The 17,452-nt window shown below is 67.0% G+C and carries 13 protein-coding genes and 2 pseudogenes; 2 read left to right on the forward strand and 13 right to left on the reverse strand.

The genetic code is table 11. The features are described from left to right. Positions 1–81: 81 nt before the first annotated feature. Together RHA1_RS12555 and RHA1_RS12560 are read right to left on the reverse strand one after the other, a co-directional pair. Entirely contained in the window at positions 82–810 is a 729-nt protein-coding gene (locus RHA1_RS12555; RefSeq protein WP_011595281.1) for an aspartate/glutamate racemase family protein, read from the reverse strand. Between the two features lie 12 nt (positions 811–822). Continuing rightward, positions 823–2,340 carry an NCS1 family nucleobase:cation symporter-1 gene (locus tag RHA1_RS12560; protein ID WP_041811383.1) on the reverse strand — a complete coding sequence of 506 codons (1,518 nt, stop codon included), beginning with the start codon at positions 2,338–2,340 and terminating at the stop codon, positions 823–825. Positions 2,341–3,147: 807 nt separating this feature from the next. Here RHA1_RS12560 and RHA1_RS45915 point away from each other — a divergent pair. Next, positions 3,148–4,396: pseudogene (locus tag RHA1_RS45915) on the forward strand (RNA-guided endonuclease InsQ/TnpB family protein). Positions 4,397–4,436: 40 nt separating this feature from the next. Here the strand turns inward: RHA1_RS45915 and RHA1_RS12565 are convergent. From RHA1_RS12565 to dctA, 10 genes and pseudogenes are all read right to left on the reverse strand, one after another. Beyond that, a pseudogene (locus tag RHA1_RS12565) lies at positions 4,437–4,805 on the reverse strand (amidohydrolase family protein); the annotation flags it as partial. Then, on the reverse strand, positions 4,798–6,195 hold the full coding sequence (locus tag RHA1_RS12570; protein WP_011595285.1) for an NAD-dependent malic enzyme: 1,398 nt from the start codon (positions 6,193–6,195) through the stop codon (positions 4,798–4,800). The pseudogene RHA1_RS12565 and the gene RHA1_RS12570, both read right to left, overlap by 8 nt. 53 nt (positions 6,196–6,248) lie before the next feature. Beyond that, complete coding sequence (gene alc, locus RHA1_RS12575) at positions 6,249–7,307, reverse strand: allantoicase (RefSeq protein ID WP_011595286.1); 1,059 nt, start codon at positions 7,305–7,307, stop codon at positions 6,249–6,251. Further along, positions 7,304–8,455 (reverse strand): glycerate kinase, encoded by a 1,152-nt coding sequence (locus RHA1_RS12580; RefSeq protein ID WP_011595287.1) that lies wholly within the window; start codon positions 8,453–8,455, stop codon positions 7,304–7,306. Before RHA1_RS12580 ends, alc begins: the two co-directional genes overlap by 4 nt. Before the next feature lie 8 nt (positions 8,456–8,463). After that, positions 8,464–10,269: a glyoxylate carboligase gene (gene gcl / locus RHA1_RS12585; protein ID WP_011595288.1), complete on the reverse strand. Its 1,806-nt coding sequence runs from the start codon at positions 10,267–10,269 to the stop codon at positions 8,464–8,466. A gap of 36 nt (positions 10,270–10,305) precedes the next feature. Then, positions 10,306–11,190 (reverse strand): 2-hydroxy-3-oxopropionate reductase, encoded by an 885-nt coding sequence (locus RHA1_RS12590; protein ID WP_011595289.1) that lies wholly within the window; start codon positions 11,188–11,190, stop codon positions 10,306–10,308. 34 nt (positions 11,191–11,224) lie between these two features. After that, complete coding sequence (locus RHA1_RS12595; RefSeq protein WP_009475268.1) at positions 11,225–12,046, reverse strand: hydroxypyruvate isomerase family protein; 822 nt, start codon at positions 12,044–12,046, stop codon at positions 11,225–11,227. Between the two features lie 26 nt (positions 12,047–12,072). Beyond that, the gene (locus tag RHA1_RS12600) at positions 12,073–12,480 is read right to left on the reverse strand and encodes an allophanate hydrolase-related protein (RefSeq protein ID WP_011595290.1); all 408 of its coding nucleotides are present in this window, start codon (positions 12,478–12,480) and stop codon (positions 12,073–12,075) included. 4 nt (positions 12,481–12,484) lie between these two features. Beyond that, a complete protein-coding gene (locus RHA1_RS12605) occupies positions 12,485–13,267 on the reverse strand; it encodes an MTAP family purine nucleoside phosphorylase (protein WP_011595291.1) in 783 nt (260 codons plus the stop codon). Further along, positions 13,260–14,693, reverse strand: coding sequence for a C4-dicarboxylate transporter DctA (dctA, locus tag RHA1_RS12610; RefSeq protein ID WP_011595292.1), 1,434 nt, complete (start codon positions 14,691–14,693; stop codon positions 13,260–13,262). The genes RHA1_RS12605 and dctA overlap by 8 nt, the downstream gene beginning before the upstream one ends. A gap of 210 nt (positions 14,694–14,903) precedes the next feature. Between dctA and RHA1_RS12615 the strand changes: the two genes are divergently transcribed. After that, positions 14,904–15,674 (forward strand): IclR family transcriptional regulator, encoded by a 771-nt coding sequence (locus RHA1_RS12615; RefSeq protein ID WP_005260937.1) that lies wholly within the window; start codon positions 14,904–14,906, stop codon positions 15,672–15,674. A gap of 13 nt (positions 15,675–15,687) precedes the next feature. Here the strand turns inward: RHA1_RS12615 and RHA1_RS12620 are convergent, their stop codons facing one another. Beyond that, on the reverse strand, positions 15,688–17,292 hold the full coding sequence (locus RHA1_RS12620; RefSeq protein ID WP_011595293.1) for a serine/threonine-protein kinase: 1,605 nt from the start codon (positions 17,290–17,292) through the stop codon (positions 15,688–15,690). Between the last annotated feature and the right edge of the window lie 160 nt (positions 17,293–17,452).

Consider the following 17,452-nt stretch of genomic DNA (forward strand, 5'->3'; position numbering starts at 1 on the left):
CCATCGTTGCGGGCGCGGGATAGGCGCCGTGTCGGCCGTCCGGGGTGAGGACGAAGCTGTACAACTCACTACATCAGGTGACTACTGCGGTTTCGCGAGCGGCCATCCCGTGATCTGCTTGGGACGCGGGGGCGCGTAGGTGCGCACCTTCGAGGTCGAGAGACCCAACCCTACAAGAGATTCCGCCAATTTCACAGCCGCACTGACTCCGTCGACCACCGGAACGCCGGTGCGCTCCCCGATTCGGTCGTCGAGGCCGGCCATTCCACCGCAGCCGAGGCAGATCACCTCGGCCTTGTCTTCGCGCACAGCAGCTTCGGCCTCGTCTACGATCGCCTCGATCGTGCGCTCGGGGTCGGTTTCCAGGGCGAGGACGGGCAGACCGCTCGCACGTACACTCGCGCACTTGGTGTCGAGGCCCGCGAGCCGGAGCCGATCTTCGATGAGCGGGACGGTGCGGTCGAGGGTGGTGACTACGGAGTACTTGTGTCCCAGCATCATTGCGGTACTTGCGGACGCCTCGGTGATGTCGACGACGGGGACGTCGAGCAGTTCCTGCAGGCCCTCCCGGCCGTGTTCGCCGTACCCGGCCTGGATCACCGCGTCGTACGGTTCCGGGTACGACCGCACCCGGTCCATCACCGCGATCGCGGCGAGGTAGCTCTCGAAGTTTCCTTCGACGGATTCCGCACCGATCTCCGGTGTGAGCCCGACGATCTCGGTGCCGGGTGCCGCGACGGCCTCGGCCTGTTTGGCGATGGCGTCCGTGATGGACGTGGTGGTGTTGACGTTGACGACGAGAATACGCATCGAAAGCTCCTGTCAGTGGTCGCCGTGGCCGCTGTCCACGGCGATGGACTCGCCGGACACGTCCACGTACCGCCGGGTGCGGTCGCCGACGACCGCGTAGATGGCCGCCGCCAGGCCGGCGCCGATGAACCACGAGAACGGGGCGACGAGATGGAAGGCGGGGACGATCGCGAACAGGGTGCTGACGAGCGCGGCGGGAACGAGGGCATAGATCGCCCGAAGGTTGAATCCCTTGCGGTAGTAGTAAGTTCCGGTCGGACCGTCCGAGTAGAGGGCGGGTACGTCGACCTTCGTGCGACGGATGAACCAGTAGTCGACGAAGATGATGCCGAACAGCGGGCCGAGGACGGCACCGAGGCCACCGAGGAAGTAGTTGATCACCACCGGGCTGTCGTAGAGATTCCAGGGCAGCAGGACCACGCCGATGCAGGCGCTGATGATGCCGGCCTTGCGGAAGCTGATCTTCTCGGGGGCGAGGTTCGACAGCACGTACGACGGTGCCACGAAGTTCGCCATGACGTTGACGGCCATCGTCACGATCACGAGGGCGAGGCAGGCCAGCGACAGGAACAGGGTGTTCGGGATCGCCGCGACGATGTCGGTGGGGCTGTCGATGATGGTTCCATCGATCTGGAACTGGGCGCCGCACAGGATGAACGCGATGACGGCGAACGCGAGGACGTTGACGAACAGGCCCCAGAAGTTGCCGCGCACGACGGCGGTCTTCGACGGGGAGCGCCGCGAGAAGTCGCAGAAGTTGAGGATCAGGGTGCCGTAGATCGACATCCAGAGGGCCGCGCCTGCGAAGACCTGCCGCCACATCTCCCCACCCGAGGCGGGCTGATCGGACGTCCACGCGATGGAGAAGTCGGTGCGGAACAGCATCCACAGGGCGAGCGAGCCGACCGTGACCAGGATCAGCGGACCGGCCAGGCTTTCGAATCGGCGCACGGCCTCCATCCCGTAGACGAGGACGACGATCTGGATCGCCCAGATCCCGATGAAGCAGATCCATCCGAGGCTGGAGAGTCCGAGGATCGAGTTCTGGTCGAAGCGGTCGAGCGACGGCGCCACGGCGACGAGGAAGATCCGGAAGACGATCGACGCGAGGTAGGTCTGGATTCCGAACCAGACGATCGCGATGACCGCGCGGACGATGGCGGGAATCTGGGCGCCGCGGATTCCGAAACTGATCCGGCTCATCACGGGGAAGGGCACACCCGTCTTCTGGCCCATGAACCCGGCGTAGGTCATCGCGACGCAGACGATGACCGCGCCGATCATGAGCGACAGGATCATGTGGCCGCCACCCAGCCCGAGCGCGAACAGGCCGATGGCGAAGGAGTAGTTGGCGATGTTGTGGACGTCGTTGGTCCACAGCGTGAAGATGCTGTAGCTACCCCAGCGGCGACCCGAGGCCTTCGTTGGCGCCAGGTCCAGGTTGTAGAGTGTGGTACTCGTCTGGGTCGCTGGCGGCGCCGGCGGCGCGACGGTGGTGGTGTGCCGCGAGACTGTGTCGTCTATGAGCATGTGCCTGTCCTTGCGTGGCGGCGAACGAACTTCCGTATCACGGAAAGTTTGTTCCATTGGTCCCTTCGAGTGTGAGCCAGGCAACAGTGGGCGGTCAATGATTTCGGCAGGATATATCTTGGTGCCGTACCGCCTGGAACACGACAAACCCGCTGTAGCACTAGATCTTTCGGACCCATCGCCATGCAAGGGTGCGGCGGCGTCAGGCCAGTCCGCGGCTGAGCAGTCGGCCCCGGGGCGCCTCGTCGAGGTCGATCCGCTTGCCGGCCAGCCAGGTACTGCGCACGACGCCGGCGAGGGCTGCGTGCACGATTACGCCGCGCCGAACCCGGCGATCTCTTTCAGCGCCAGTTCGCGCGTCGACGTCGGATTCCTGGCCGCGCCGTACCCCCAACGTCCCGGACTTTACGGGCCCTGCACGACGCGGGCGTGTTCGAGTCCAAATGAGCTATCAGCGGAATACCGCCCGTCCAAGCCCGTGAAGAAGCTGATCTGTGGTGCGGGGCCGCTTCGGGAGGGAGGTGGGTGGGTGTGGTTGGCGAGTCGAGTCGTTTCTGATGGTAAGGCTTGCGGCAATGATCGACAGCGCGCTCCACTCGCAGCGCGACGAAGTATGCGACGACCAGAAGTGGTTGCCCCACAATTATTTGCGTATGGGAACTCCCATCGCAGTGCACGTGACGGTGTCGCCGTCGAATTCGGTGAGGGTACCCCGGACTTGTCGGACCCCTCTGTCATGATCTGGTGACACCGCGTCGGCATCGGAGCGGTGAAGGCTCCTCGGCCATCAAAGGTGTTGAGTGCGAAGTGAAACGGATTGTCGTGGTCAAGCTCGTCCCCAGTCCTGATCAGTCTGCGGCGCTGGAATCGACGTTGGTGTTGTGCCATGAGGTTGCCAATGAGTTTGCCGGGTGGGCTCACTCGAGGGGATTGCGGTCGCGGCGGGCGTTGCAGGTCGCGCTGTATCCGATGGTGAAGACCCGGGGCCTCTCCGCGCAGCCGGCGTTGCATGTTCTGCGGAAAGTTGCCGACGCGTACACCACCCGGCAGGCGAACCTGAGCAACGGAAACTACGGTCGACCAGGGTCGACTCGGTATACGGCGGTGGCCGGGACCGCGGTCGAGTTCCGGCCGCATGCTGCGCAACCGTTCGACGACAGGTGCCTGTCGTGGCAAGTGGATTCCTCGACTGTGTCGATCTGGACCACGGCGGGCCGGATGCGGGGTGTGCGGTTCGTGTGCGCGCCGTGGCAACGCACACTCCTGGCCGCCCGTAAGGGGGAAACGGACCTCGTCTACCGCGACGGCCTGTTCTACCTGTATGCCACTGTCGACGAACCCGCACCGGAACCGGTCGAGCCGCCGGACACCGCCGCTGGCTGGTTGGGTGTGGATCTGGGGATCGTGAACCTCGCTGTCACCACTGACGACGATCCGACCGCCCTCGACGTGCGGTGGTCCGCCGGGGCAGTGACGGCGCGCCGAAAGAAGAACGCCGCGATGCGCGCAAGTTTGCAGCGAGTCGGCACGAAATCAGCGAAACGGAAATTGAAGACACGGCGACGAAAGGAACAGCGGTTCGCCACCGACATCAACCATCAACTGTCGAAAACTATTGTTGCCCGAGCACAACGCACCGGTCGTGGGATCGCGATACGCGATAGAAGACCTGTCAGGTATCCGCGACCGGGTACGGCTAGCCCGACGGCAACGGACCCAACTCCACTCGTGGGGATACGCCCAGCTACGGGCACAGATCACCTACAAAGCCGAGAGGGCTGGGGTGCCCGTCGCTGTCGTCGACCCCCGGAACACATCGCGGACCTGCTCACAATGCGGGTACTGCGACAAAGCGAACCGGGTCTCGCAAGCAACATTCCGATGCCGATACTGCCAGTGGACCGGTCACGCCGACCACAATGCGGCCCGCAACATCGCCGCACTCGGACATCGCACCTACAGGGCCGCCCAATCAACCGCGCCCATAGCAGCCACCCCTCCCACAGCCAGTGGGAACGTGAGCAGCAAACCCGGCCCCTCACGGCCGAGTAGTTGATATGCTTCCTATTGCACTCGACGAGTTGCCACCGTTAACCGACGTACGCCTGATCGGCGGCGACCCGGCGTTTGACGTCCAGTGCCGCGACGTCGACGGTCGGCGGGATGCTGTTGAGCGGCATGTCGACGATCGTGGTCACCCCGCCTGCGGCCGCGGCCCGGGTCGCGCTCGCGAACCCCTCCCACTCGGTGCGGCCCGGTTCGTTGACGTGCACGTGCGTGTCGACGAGACCGGGGATCAGCACCTCGTCGTCGCCCAGTTCGACCACGACCTCGGCGTCGAGTTGGGCGCCGAACGGTTCGATGACGACGATCCGGCCGTCCCGCACACCCACGCAGCGGGCGACCTCCCCCGCCGCGGTGATCACCCGCGGGGCGCGGAACAGCAGGTCGAGCCGGTCAGACATCGTGTTCACCACCTGCGTCGGCAACGCTGCGCACCGCCGCCGCCACGGCCGGGGCGACTGCGGCATCGAACACACTCGGCACGATGTACGTCGGGTTGAGTTCCGACGGAGACACCGAATCGGAGATCGCGCGGGCGGCCGCGATGAGCATGTCGTCGGTGATCTCGACGGCGTGCGCGTCGAGCAGGCCCCGGACCACGCCCGGGAACGCGAGCACGTTGTTGATCTGATTCGGGAAGTCCGACCGTCCGGTCGCGACGACGGCCGCGTGCCTGCCGGCGGCGACGGGATCGACCTCGGGCACCGGATTCGCGAGGGCGAACACGATCGAGTCGGGACCCATCGTCTCGATGTCGTCGCCGGTCAGGATGTCCGGCGCCGAGACACCGATGAACACGTCCGCGCCGACCACTGCGTCCCGCAGCGATCCGGACCGCGCTTCCGGGTTGGTGTTGTTCGCGATCCAGGACCGGAACGAGTCGGATGTGTCGTCGGGCGAGAGGATTCCGTTCCGCCCGCACGCCACGATGTTCGTCGCCCCCTGCGCGACCAGCAGGCGGATGATCGCGTGTCCGGCGGCGCCGACACCCGACACCACGATCTTCACCGTGTCGAGGCTCTTCTCGACCACCCGCAGGGCGTTGGTCAGCGCGGCGAGAACCACGATGGCGGTGCCGTGCTGATCGTCGTGGAACACCGGGATGTCCAGCATGTCGCGGAGCCGTGCCTCGATCTCGAAGCAGCGTGGGGCGGAGATGTCCTCGAGGTTGATTCCGCCGTACACCGGTGCGAGGGCCCGGACGATCTCGACGATCGCGTCCGTGTCCTGGGTGTCCAGGCAGACCGGCCACGCGTCCACGTCCGCGAACTGCTTGAACAGGGCCGCCTTGCCCTCCATCACGGGAATCGACGCGGCGGCGCCGATGTTGCCCAGCCCCAGCACGGCCGAGCCGTCGGTGACGACCGCGACGGTGTTGCGCTTGATCGTCAGCCGCCGCACGTCCTCGGGGTTCTCCGCGATCGCGGTGCAGACCCGGGCGACGCCGGGGGTGTACGCGCGGGACAGGTCGTCGCGGTGCTTGAGCGGAACCTTCGGCACCACTTCGAGTTTCCCGCCGAGATGGAGCAGGAACGTGCGGTCACTGACCTTGCCGACCACGACGCCGGGCACGTCGGCGATCGCGGACGCGATCTGCTCGGCGTGCTCGACGTCGGAGGCGTCGCACGTCACGTCGATGACCATGTGGTCGGGGTGGCTCTCCACCACGTCCAACGCGGTCATGGCGCCCTTCACGGAGGCCACCGCCCCCGCGAGAGTCGAGGTGGTACCTGCGCCGACCGGGGCCGTGACGCGAACGGTGATGGAGTAACCGGGACTGGGATTGGGCATGCGTGTTTCCTCGGGTTCGTCAGGTAGGGGTGGAGAGCGCGCCGGTGCTCGGACTAGCGCGGCGCCTGGTCGGCGACGAGCGCTTGATGGCTCTGGGGAAGGGCTTCCCACCAGGTGCGTCGGGTCTCCGACAGCGCTGTCGCGTCGAGGTCGCCGAACAGCCGCAGCCGGGACAGGCCACCGTCGGGGTAGACGTCGAGTCGCAGGTGCGTGGCCGCGTCGGTGGCGTCCAGAACGAAGCGGTGCCTCGTGTCGGGCTGCACGGCTGTGCGGGACAGCAGTTCGGTCCACGCGCTCTCGTCGGCGATGTCGGCGGTCCGCGCGTCGGCGGTGCTCAGCCGCACCCAGCCGGGCGCGTTCCCCACGTAGTAGCTGGTGTCGATCTCGACGTGCCGGGGATTGCCTGCCGCGGCCAGCGAGAACACAGCGAAGTCGTTGCCGCCGCCACGACGCCGGGAGTTCTCCCAGCCCTCCCCCATGTTCCGGGCCCGGCCGGGAAGGATGATGTTCGCGGGCGACGCGTAGAACGCGTCGGAGCAGCCGACGAGGCGTCCGCCGTTCTCCGCGGCCAGCAGGTCCACCGTCCCGTCGAGGAACCGGGCGTCGGGCACGACCTCACCGTGTACCCGCAACCGTGCGACGCCGCCGTCGGGGTAGATGGACAGCCGCACGTGTGTCCACCGGTGCCGGTCGGCGACGGCGTAGGCGTTCGCGGCGTGCCCCTCGGCCGGGGACTTCTCGACGATGGTCTGCCAGTCCGCCTTCATGACCTCCTCGATGGACGGGTAGCCCTCGATCGACGCCGCCTCGATGGAGATGAAGGGCGGGTAGTTGCCCTTGAAGTGCGCGGTGTCCACGATGATTCCGTGGATGATGCCCGCGGCCCCGAGGCGGACGATCGCGTAGTCGTGGCCGTCGTCGCGGCGGCGGCGGGTCTCCCACCCGTCGTACACCTTGCCCTTGTGCCCGAAATCGGACGGGTCGAAGAACGGGGCCTCCGCCTTGATGAGGTTCTCCCGCTGGGCGAACAGTTCGTCGTTGGCCGCGGAGACGCTTCCGCCGAGGGCGCGTGAGGCGAGGTCGGGTAGTGCGGTGAAGTCGGTTGACGTCATGATTCTCCTCGTGTGCTGAGTGGTGCGAGTTCGGCAGTCGATGCCGCGATCGTGCAGCCGATCCGGCGCAGTAGTTCCGCCGCATCTCTGATCGATCGATGAAGGTCCGGTTCGAGGTCCGCGAGCGCGTATGCCGCGGAGATGCCGGCGCTGTGCAATTGGATGTCGCTGAGCAGGTTTCGGCCGCAGACGGCCAGGACGGGGATTCCGGCCCTGCGTGCTTCGGTGGCGACGCCGATCGGTGCCTTGCCGTGGAGACTCTGCTCGTCGAGCGACCCCTCACCGGTGATGACGAGGTCTGCCCCGGCGAGCCTCCCGGGAAAGTCGACGAGCCCGAGGACCGTGTCGATGCCGGGCCGGGTGTCCGCCCCCAGCACCGAGATCGCGCCGAACGCCGCGCCTCCCGCGGCGCCCGCTCCCGCGATCCGGCTGTCGTCGCGGCCGGTCGCGGCGCGCACGACCTGCGCCCACCGGGTCATGGCGTCCTCGAGCACGACCAGTTCTCCTGCGGCGGCGCCCTTCTGGCTTGCGTACACGGCGGTGGCGCCGGTCGGGCCGAGGAGCGGATTGTCGACGTCGCAGGCGAGCCGGAAGTGCGCCGCACGCGCCGCCGGGTGGAGACCGGTCAGGTCGACCCGGGCGGCCCGGAGCAGCGCCGCTCCCCCCTGCGCGACCTCGTTGCCGCCGGCGTCGAGGACATGCACGCCGAGGGCCTGTAACAAGCCGGCACCGCCGTCGGTTGACGCGCTGCCCCCGAGACCGACGATGATCTCGCGGGCTCCCCCCTCCAGCGCGTGCCTGACGACGGTGCCGAGTCCGAATGTACTGGCACCCAAGGGATCCGCCACACCGTTCGGGAGCAGTACCAATCCCACGGCCGATGCCAGTTCGACCACCGCGGTCGAGCCGCGCACCGCGTAGGACGAGGTGACGGGTAGACCCGTCGGCCCCGTGGTGGCGACCGCGACCGGAGACCACCCTGCCGCGACGGCCGCCGCAACGGTACCGTCGCCGCCGTCCGCGACCGGGACACGATCGATCACCCAGGAGGGATCACCGGCAACGAGTCCGGCGGCGAGGGCGTCCGCCACTTCCGCGGCGGTGAGGGATCCCTTGAACTTGTCGGGTGCGACCAGTACACGTGTCACGGTGCCCCCTAGTCCAGCAGCATGAGGGCTGTGGGAGCGTGCGCCCAGCTCTCCGCCAGGTCCTCGAACTCGGCGACGTTGTCGAGCTCGGTTCCCATCGCGATGTTGGTGACCCGCTCGAGGAAGACCTCGACCACCACCGGCACCTTGTGCTCACCGGCGAGTTCACGGGCCTTCTCGAGTGCGCCTGCGATCTCGCCGGGCTCGGTGACCCGCAGCGCCTTGCAACCCAGACCCTCGGCGACCTTGACGTGATCGACGCCGTAGCCCTTCGGGACCGCGGGCAGCACATCGTGTTCGGTGGTTTCCTGGGTGTTGATGTTGTCGAATCCGAGCGAGACACAGAAGTTCATGTCGAACTGGCGCTGGGCCTGCCGGATCAGTCCCAGGTAGGAGTTGTTCACCACGACGTGGATGTACGGCAGGTTGAACTGGGCGCCCACCGCCAGTTCCTCGATCATGAACTGGAAGTCGTAGTCACCGGACAGCGCCACGACGGGGGTCTCCGGCTCCGCGGCAACCACTCCGAGAGCGGCGGGGATGGTCCAGCCCAGCGGGCCGGCCTGCCCGCAGTTGATCCAGTTCCGCTCCTTGTACACGTGCAGGAACTGCCCACCCGCGATCTGCGAGAGCCCGATCGCGCTGACATACCGGACGTCGCGCCCGAAGACGCGGTTCATCTCCTCGTACACCCGCTGCGGCTTGACCGGGACGTCGTCGAAGTGGGTCTTGCGCTGCATGGTCCGCTTCCGGGTGGCACAGTCCTCGACCCAGGTGCTGCGGTCCGGCAGGGTTCCGGCGGCCTTGCGCTCCTTCGCGACGGCGACGAACAGTTCGAGCGCCGCCTTGGCGTCGGAGACGATCCCGTAGTCCGGTGCGAACACGCGCCCGATCTGGGTGGGTTCGATGTCGACGTGAACGAACTTGCGCCCCTTGCGGTAGGTGTCGAGGCCGCCCGTGTGCCGGTTGGCCCAGCGGTTGCCGATGCCCAGGACGAAGTCCGAGGCCAGCATGGTCGCGTTGCCGTACCGGTGGGCGGTCTGCAGACCGGCCATGCCCGCCGCGAGGCGGTGGTCGTCCGGGATGGTGCCCCAGCCCATCAGCGTCGGCACCACCGGAACGTCCAGCAGTTCCGCCAGTTCCACGAGCAGATCCGCGGCGTCGGCGTTGATGATGCCGCCGCCGGCGACGATCAGCGGGCGGTCGGCGGCCCCCAGCATGTCGAGGGCCTTCTCCGCCTGCGCCCGGGTCGCCGCCGGCTTGTACACGGGCAGCGGCTGGTAGGTGTCCGGGTCGAACTCGATCTCCGCCAGTTGCACGTCGATCGGCAGGTCGAGGAGAACCGGTCCGGGCCTGCCGGACCGCATCAGGTGAAATGCCTGCGCGAACGCACCCGGAACCTGGGCGGGCTCGAGCACCGTCATGGCCATCTTCGTGACCGGACCCGCGATCGCGGCGATGTCGACGGCCTGGAAGTCTTCCTTGTGCAGGCGTGCGACCGGGGCCTGCCCGGTGATCGCGAGGATCGGGATCGAGTCCGCCATCGCCGAGTACAGGCCGGTGATCATGTCGGTCCCGGCCGGCCCGGACGTCCCGATGCAGATACCGATGTTTCCGGCCTTGGCGCGGGTGAATCCCTCGGCCATGTGGGATGCGGCCTCGACGTGGCGGGCGAGGACGTGCTTGATCCCACCGTGGTCGCGCATTGCTGCGTAGAACGGGTTGATCGCCGCACCGGGGAGGCCGAAGGCCTGGGTGGCACCTTCGAGTTCCAGAATCTTGACCGCTGCATCAGCGGCGCGCATACGAGGCATATCAGTTCTCCATCGAGGATTACGAGTTGAGGCGGGTCACTGGGAGGGGCGGCCGGACAGCCGCTCCACTCCGCGCAGCAGGCCCGAATGATCCAGGCCACCATCACCGTTCGCACGGGCGGAGGCCATCAGCTGGGCGAGGACGGCGCCGAGGGGTGTCACGACGCCTGCCTCACGGGCAGCGCTGGTGACGATGCCGAGGTCCTTGTGGTGCAGGTCGATGCGGAATCCGGGTTCGAACGACCGGTCCAGCATCTTCTGCGCCTTCTGGTTCAGGACGGCGGATCCGGCGAGCCCGCCGCCGAGTACCTCCACGGCGGCCGCGGTGTCGACACCGTAGGCCTCGAGGAAGATGATCGCCTCCGCGAGGAGCTGGATGTTGCCGGCGACGATCAGCTGGTTCGCTGCCTTCACCGTCTGTCCGGAGCCGTTCGGGCCCACGTGGACCACGGTCTTCCCGACGACGTCGAGGATCGGGCGGGCCGACTCGAAGTCTTCCGGGGCGCCGCCGACCATGATCGACAGTGCGGCGTTGACCGCCCCGGCCTCGCCACCCGATACCGGGGCGTCGATCAGCCGGAATCCACGCTCGGTCGCCTGCGCGGCGAGTGCGGTGGTGACGTCGGGCCGGATGCTGGAGAAGTCGATGATCAGCGCGCCTGACGGGGTGTGCTCGAAGACTCCGTCCTCACCGGTGAGTACGGCCTGTACGTCGGGGGAGTCGGGGACCATCACGGCCACGACGTCGGCGCCGGCAACGGCCTTGGCGATGGAGTCCGCTGCGGTGCCGCCGGCCTCGACCAGTGCCGCGGTGCGCTCGGGCGAGCGGTTGTATCCGACCACCTGATGGCCGGCGTTGGCGAGATGAACGGCCATGGGGCTGCCCATGATTCCGAGTCCGATGAATGCGATAGTGCTCACGAGTGTCCTCGATTCCGTCGAAAGTGGTGGTGTGTCAGTGGCCGGCGCGGGACGCGCGCTGTTCGCGGGGCAACCAGTCGAAGGTGTCCGGTCGGGTGGACTTGTACTCGAGCCCCACATATCCGCGGTAGCCGTGTCCGGCGAGCCTCTTCAGGTAGCCGTCGATGTCGAGTGTTCCGGTGCCGGGTTCTCCGCGACCGGGAGCATCCGCGATCTGCACGTGCCCGATGCGGTCCGCGTACGTGTCGATCGCGGCGCCGACGTCGTCGCCGTTGACCTCGAGGTGGTAGAGGTCCGCGAGGAGCCGGAGCGAATCGACACCGTGTTCCGCCTTCACCCGGTCGATCACGGCGATCGCGTCGGCCGCGCTCTTCAGCGGGTACGCCGGCGTGCCGCTGACCGGTTCGACGAGTACGACGGCACCGATGCGATCTGCCGCCTTGCCGGCCTGGGCGAGGTTCTCGGTGGCCGTGCCGTCTTGAATCTTCGGATCCGTCCCGTCGATACGATTACCATACAGGGCGTTGAAAGCTTTGGTGCCCAGCCGTTCTCCGATTCCGACGGTGATGTCGATGTTGTCGCGGAACGCCGAGACCTGCGCCGGGTCGGACAGCAGTCCGCGGTCCCCCGCCGGCATGTTGCCCGCCGCGAAGTTCAACCCGGTGAGCTGCACTCCGGCGTTCTCGATCGCGGCCACGAACGCGTCGACGTCGCTGTCCCGCGGCACGGCGGTGTCGAAGGGCCACCAGAATTCGACGGCGTCGAATCCGGCATCCCGGGCAGCCTGTGGGCGCTGCAGGAGTGGGACGTCGGTGAGCAGGATCGAGCAGTTCAGGGTGTAGGCCAAGGTATCCATCGGTTGTTCTTTCGCTTTCGGGGTGTTCAGGAGACTGCGGTGTTGTCGGGCTCGGGCAGGCCTCGGTAGCGTCGCCAGCCGCCGTGATCGGTGATCTCGGTGAGCTCGCCGGCCCGGCTCTCGAGGAGGCCCGGTCGCAGGCCTACCGCCAGAACCGAACGTCCGTCGGACAGTTCGATCACGGTGAGCTCGAGTTCCTCGGGCTCCTCGGGGAGGAAGTCGGTGCGAATGTCGCCGATCGGTACGTCGTAGAGTTCGCCCTCGATCGAGGCTCCCCCGGTCTCCGTCAGCAGCAGTGCGGGGAATTCGTCACGTACGGAGAAGAATCGGTACTTCGGTGCGGTCCGAACCGTGCCGAGGAACGTGTGTGCAGACACGTTGTGATGCAGGTTTCCGCCACGCATCGCTCCACCGTTGCAGAACAATTCGGTCATCTTGTCAGCTCCTTCTTCCGTAAGCAGGTGTCGCCGCGTCGGACGTGCCTGCGAGTTCGATCGCTACCTGAAGCAGGGCTTCGCGTAGTCGTTTGGTGTTGGCGTCGAGCCCCTCGCGTACCAGGTCCTGGGTGACCGGCCACGGGGTGTCGCTGATGACGTCGTGATCGGTGACCAGAGCGATGCAGGTGTAGGACATGCCCAGTTCGCGGGCCAGCGCCGCCTCGGGATACGGGGTCATGCTGATCAGGTCCCATCCCTGGGCCGCGTACCAACGTGATTCGGCGCGGGTAGAGAAGCGCGGGCCGCGGATCGCAACCATCACACCGCCGTCGTTGACCACCCAGCCGTTCCTGCGGAGCGTCGACACCACCGCTCGGCGCCCGTGGGCGCAGAACGGGTCCGCGAAGGAGATGTGGACGTCGTCGTCGTGGAAGGTGTCGTCGGTGCGGCCCGTGCGGTCGACCAGCTGGTCGGGCACGACAACCGAGCCGACGCCGATCGCCGGGCGCAGCGAGCCGGACGGGGTGGGCGCGAGGATCGTGCGCACGCCGAGGCTGTGCAGGGCCCAGATGTTGGCGCGGGCATTGATGCGGTGGGGCGGGATGTTGCGGTGTCGCCCGGTGCGGGTCAGGTACGCGAGCCGGCGGCCCCCTGACGACCCGAGGACGATGCTGTCCGACGTCGGCCCGTACGGGGTGTCGATGTCGACCTGTTCGGCGTCGTCGAGGAGTCCGTGGTATCCCCAGGTGCCGAGCACTCCGACGGTGGGCTGGGTGTCAGGCATGGTGGTTCACCGTTCCTTCCGAGGCCCCGTTCGCGGTCAGCGCTTCGGGCCTCTCGATCGCCGGCCGTGCCGAGGCGTCCTGGAGGTGTTCGTGCCCGGGGTGCGGGTGGATGGTGACGTCGTCCGGGTCGTCGGGCGTGACCTTCCCGTCGAGAACCGCTCGCATCTTGTCCTTGTCGAGCATGCCCTCCCAGTTCGCGACCACGAACGTGGCGAGGCAGTTACCGAGCAGGTTCGTGAATACGCGCATGGAGTCCATGAGCCGGTCGGCGCCGAGCAGCAACGCGACGGCGGCCACGGGGAACGCGCCGATCGCGGCAGCGGTCGCGGACAGGGCGACGAAGGCCGACCCTGGCACACCCGCCATTCCCTTGGAACTGAGAATGAGGATGCCCATGATCGCGAGCTGCTCGCCGAAGCCGAGGTCCACCCCGACCGCCTGCGCCAGGAACATCATCGCCAGCGACAGGTAGATCGCGGCGCCGTCGAGGTTGAACGAGTAGCCGGTAGGGATCACCAGACCGACGACCGCGCGGTCGCATCCCGCGTTGTCCAACTTCTTGATGATGCGGGGCATGACCGCCTCGGACGATCCGGTGCCCAGGGCGAGCATGAATTCTTCGCGGCAGTACTTGATGAACTTCCACGCGTTCACTCCGGTGATCAGCTTGACCACGATCGACAGCACGACGATGAAGACCAGTGCCGCTCCGTAGCACGCGAGGATGAGCATTCCGAAGGATTTGAGGGAGCCGGCTCCGTAGTTGCCGACGGTGAATGCCATCGCACCGAACGCACCGAGAGGTGCCAGGTACATGATGTAGCCGACGATGCGGAAGATGACGTGCAGCGTCTGGTCGATCACATCCATCAGGATCGGCGGAGCCGATTCACTGAAGGACGCCAGCGCGACACCGAACAGGATCGCGAACAGCAGCACCTGCAGCAGGTTGTTCTGCGCGAACGCATCGAACACGCTGGTCGGGATGATGTGCATGACGAACTCGACGCCACCCGGCAGGTGGCCGCCCTGCGTCTTCTCGTCCAGGGCGCTGGTGTCCAGCGTGGCCGGGTCGATGTTGAGCCCGCTGCCCGGCTTGACGAGGTTTCCGACGAGCAGGCCGAGCCCGAGCGCGAAGGTCGTCGCGGCCGTGAACCAGAGCAGCGCCTTGCCGCCGATCTTTCCGAGCGCTTTCATGCTGCCGACCTTGGCGATGCCGGTGACGATCACCAGGAAGATCAGCGGGGACACGACCATCTTGATCAGCTTGATGAAGCCCTCACCCAGTGGCGCCAGGTGATGGGAAAACTCCGGAAACAGGATTCCGGTGGCGATGCCCAGGGCGATTCCGATCAGGACCTGGACGAAAAGTGATCTGTACCAACGCTGCTTTGTGGGTTTCGCAGCGATTTCGACTTCAGACACGGGCCCTCCCTCGGGGCAGTGTTTTCCATATTATGGAAGTTGTATTTCGTATCTCGATATAGTGAACGCCGTCACACCGAGTTTTGTCAACCGATGTAGCGAAGGAATCGTCGCGATCCGCCACTCCCGCGCTATCGTCATACGGAGCGCCCTTTCCGCCTGACGGAAAGAATGTGGGGGCTCTCGGGCAGTCAGAGGATGGAGACAGACATGACGAACGGTCAGAGTCCGGCCGGCGGCGTGCAGTCGGTCGAGCGCGCATTCGACATACTCGAGATAATGGCGAGCGCCGGCGGGTCCATCGGGGTCAGCGAACTCGCCGACCTGGCCGGACTCCCCCTCCCGACCATCCACCGGCTCATCCGCACCCTGATGAACCGCGGATACGTGCGGCAGCTACCCACCCGGCGGTACGCGCTCGGGCCCAAGCTCATCCGCCTCGGCGAGAGCGCCACCCAGCTGATCGGCGCCTGGTCCCGACCGCACCTGTCCGAACTGGTGCGAGGCACCGGCGAGACCGCGAACATGGCCGTCCTCGACGGCACCATGGCCGTCTACGTCGCGCAGGTGCCGTCCGAACACGCGATGCGCATGTTCACCGAGGTCGGCCGACGCGTCTACCCGCACTGCACCGGCGTCGGCAAGGCCATCCTCATGCAGCTGTCGAATGATGCCGTGCGCTCACTGGTCGGCCGGACCGGAATGACGACGTACACCGAGAACTCTTTGACCGACCCCGACATGTTGATTGCCGATCTCGAATTGAGCCGAAACCGCGGGTTCGCGATCGACGAGGGCGAGCAGGAGATCGGCGTCCGGTGCTTCTCGGTGCCGGTGCCGAACGCTCCGACCCCCACCGCCATTTCCGTCTCGGGGCCTGCGGCCCGCGTCACCCTCGAGTCGGCGGACCACATCGTGCCGCTGCTCAAGCGCGTGGCGAAGGAACTCGGCACCGAGTTCGACAAGAACGCCGCGCTCTGATCGGAACCCCACCTCAGCGGTACGCGGATTCGACCATCGGTTCGGTCGCGATGACCTGCCCGTCGCCACCGACGATGGTCAGCGCCGTCGGCGTCACACGATATTGGGTGCCGTTGCCCGCGTTGGTGGCGACGAACCCGGACCCGTTCGGAACGGGGTCGTCGACGGAAATGGCGGCACCGTCGCTGATGCGTACGCCCTGGTAGTAGTACCGTCCGACCCCCGTCTGGCAGACGACGACGAGTGATTTCGTGGTGCGCCCGATGAACGCCGCCGGGTTGGTGTGGTTGCAGCGCGCGTCCGCGGGCGACATGAAGCCCTGCCCGTCCGTGCCGGACACCTCCCCGACCAGCGGCGGCGCCGCCACCGTCGTTCGCGTGGTCGTCGTCCTCGTGGTCGTCGTCCTCGTGGTCGCGGACGGAATTGTCGGAGGCGGAGCGGGTGCCGCGGACTCGGTCGACGTCCGCACGACGGGTGGTTGCGCAATGGTGGTGACCGCGGCTGTCAACGGGTCGTCCGACCGGTTTCGGTCCAGGACCAGCCAGCCGACCACCCCTCCCAGCGCAAGGACCGCCACCACCAGCAGCGTCACCATCACGGGCACGGCGGTGGATCGCCTCTTCTGCGGAGGCGGACCGGCCGCGTAGCTCGAACGCGGCGGCGGGTGGTGCGGGGGCGGAGCGAGCGGGCCTTGCGGAACGCTGGTCGACGGGTACTCCGGTGGCCGTCCGACACTGTCGATCCGGGTCGGTGCGTGCAGGCCCGCGACCTCGGTCCGGGCAGGCGGCCGCCCCGACAGCGCGGCGCGCGCGGCGGCGGCCAATGCGCCCGCGGTGCGATAGCGCGCATCGCGACTTTTAGCGAGACCCGTCGCGACGACGCCGTCGAACGCGGCGGGGATGTCGGGCCGGACGGCGCTCGGTCGCGGGGCAGGAGCCGCAAGGTGCGCCCGGATCGCGCTGCTGATGCTGTTCGACGGGAACGGGATCGCCCCGGTCAGGCACTCGTGCAGCACACACGCCAGCGAGTAGACATCGGCCCGACCGTCCACCGGGGCGTTGTCGAATCGCTCCGGCGCCATGTACGCGTAGGAGCCGACAGCGCTGCCGAGCGTGGTGAGCCGGAGGTCCGAACTCGAGTGGGCGATTCCGAAGTCCACGAGGTAGGCGAAATCGTTGGCAGTGACCAGGATGTTCTCGGGCTTCACGTCCCGGTGGACCAAGCCGTCCGCGTGTGCAGCGTCGAGGGCGGACGCGATTTGCTCCATGATGACGACTGCTCGCGACGCGTCCATCGGGCCCTGCGAACGCAGCAACGACCGCAGATCCTGGCCCGGAACGAGGCGCATGTCGATGTAGAGGACGCCGTCGATCTCGCCCCAGTCGTGGATTGGGATTACGTGCGGCTCCTGCAACCTCGCCGCGACGTGTGATTCGCGGCGGAAACGCTGCTGAAAGGTCGCGTCGTTCGCCAGTTCCAGGTCGAGGAGTTTCACGGCCACGGTGCGCCCCTTGACCGTGTCGAACGCTTCGTAGACCTCGCCCATCCCGCCGCGTCCCAGCAGCGCGCGCAGTTGGTACTGCCCGAACTGCGTGCCGACCCGCGACCCTGCCGCCATTCTTCCGTTCCCCTCGACGACCGCGTGTGCGGCACGGACCTCCCGACCGGAGCTGATTCTTCCCCATCGCGGCGGGATGCGACACCGCCGGCGGGGCGGCGGGCGCCAGGGCCGGTATCAACGAAGGTTGACGGATTCGACTCATCAACTTAAGTTGATA

The sequence above is a fragment of the Rhodococcus jostii RHA1 genome (assembly GCF_000014565.1).
Lineage (GTDB): Bacteria > Actinomycetota > Actinomycetes > Mycobacteriales > Mycobacteriaceae > Rhodococcus_F > Rhodococcus_F jostii_A.

What these genes read in the sequence shown, in the direction of transcription:
- RHA1_RS12555 (WP_011595281.1), bottom strand. Translation starts at nt 810, where the DNA reads ATGCGTATTCTCGTCGTCAACGTCAACACCACCACGTCCATCACGGAC.
- RHA1_RS12560 (WP_041811383.1), bottom strand. Translation starts at nt 2,340, where the DNA reads ATGCTCATAGACGACACAGTCTCGCGGCACACCACCACCGTCGCGCCG.
- RHA1_RS12570 (WP_011595285.1), bottom strand. Translation starts at nt 6,195, where the DNA reads ATGCCCAATCCCAGTCCCGGTTACTCCATCACCGTTCGCGTCACGGCC.
- alc (WP_011595286.1), bottom strand. Translation starts at nt 7,307, where the DNA reads ATGACGTCAACCGACTTCACCGCACTACCCGACCTCGCCTCACGCGCC.
- gcl (WP_011595288.1), bottom strand. Translation starts at nt 10,269, where the DNA reads ATGCCTCGTATGCGCGCCGCTGATGCAGCGGTCAAGATTCTGGAACTC.
- RHA1_RS12595 (WP_009475268.1), bottom strand. Translation starts at nt 12,046, where the DNA reads ATGGATACCTTGGCCTACACCCTGAACTGCTCGATCCTGCTCACCGAC.
- RHA1_RS12600 (WP_011595290.1), bottom strand. Translation starts at nt 12,480, where the DNA reads ATGACCGAATTGTTCTGCAACGGTGGAGCGATGCGTGGCGGAAACCTG.
- RHA1_RS12605 (WP_011595291.1), bottom strand. Translation starts at nt 13,267, where the DNA reads ATGCCTGACACCCAGCCCACCGTCGGAGTGCTCGGCACCTGGGGATAC.
- RHA1_RS12615 (WP_005260937.1), top strand. Translation starts at nt 14,904, where the DNA reads ATGACGAACGGTCAGAGTCCGGCCGGCGGCGTGCAGTCGGTCGAGCGC.
- RHA1_RS12620 (WP_011595293.1), bottom strand. Translation starts at nt 17,292, where the DNA reads ATGGCGGCAGGGTCGCGGGTCGGCACGCAGTTCGGGCAGTACCAACTG.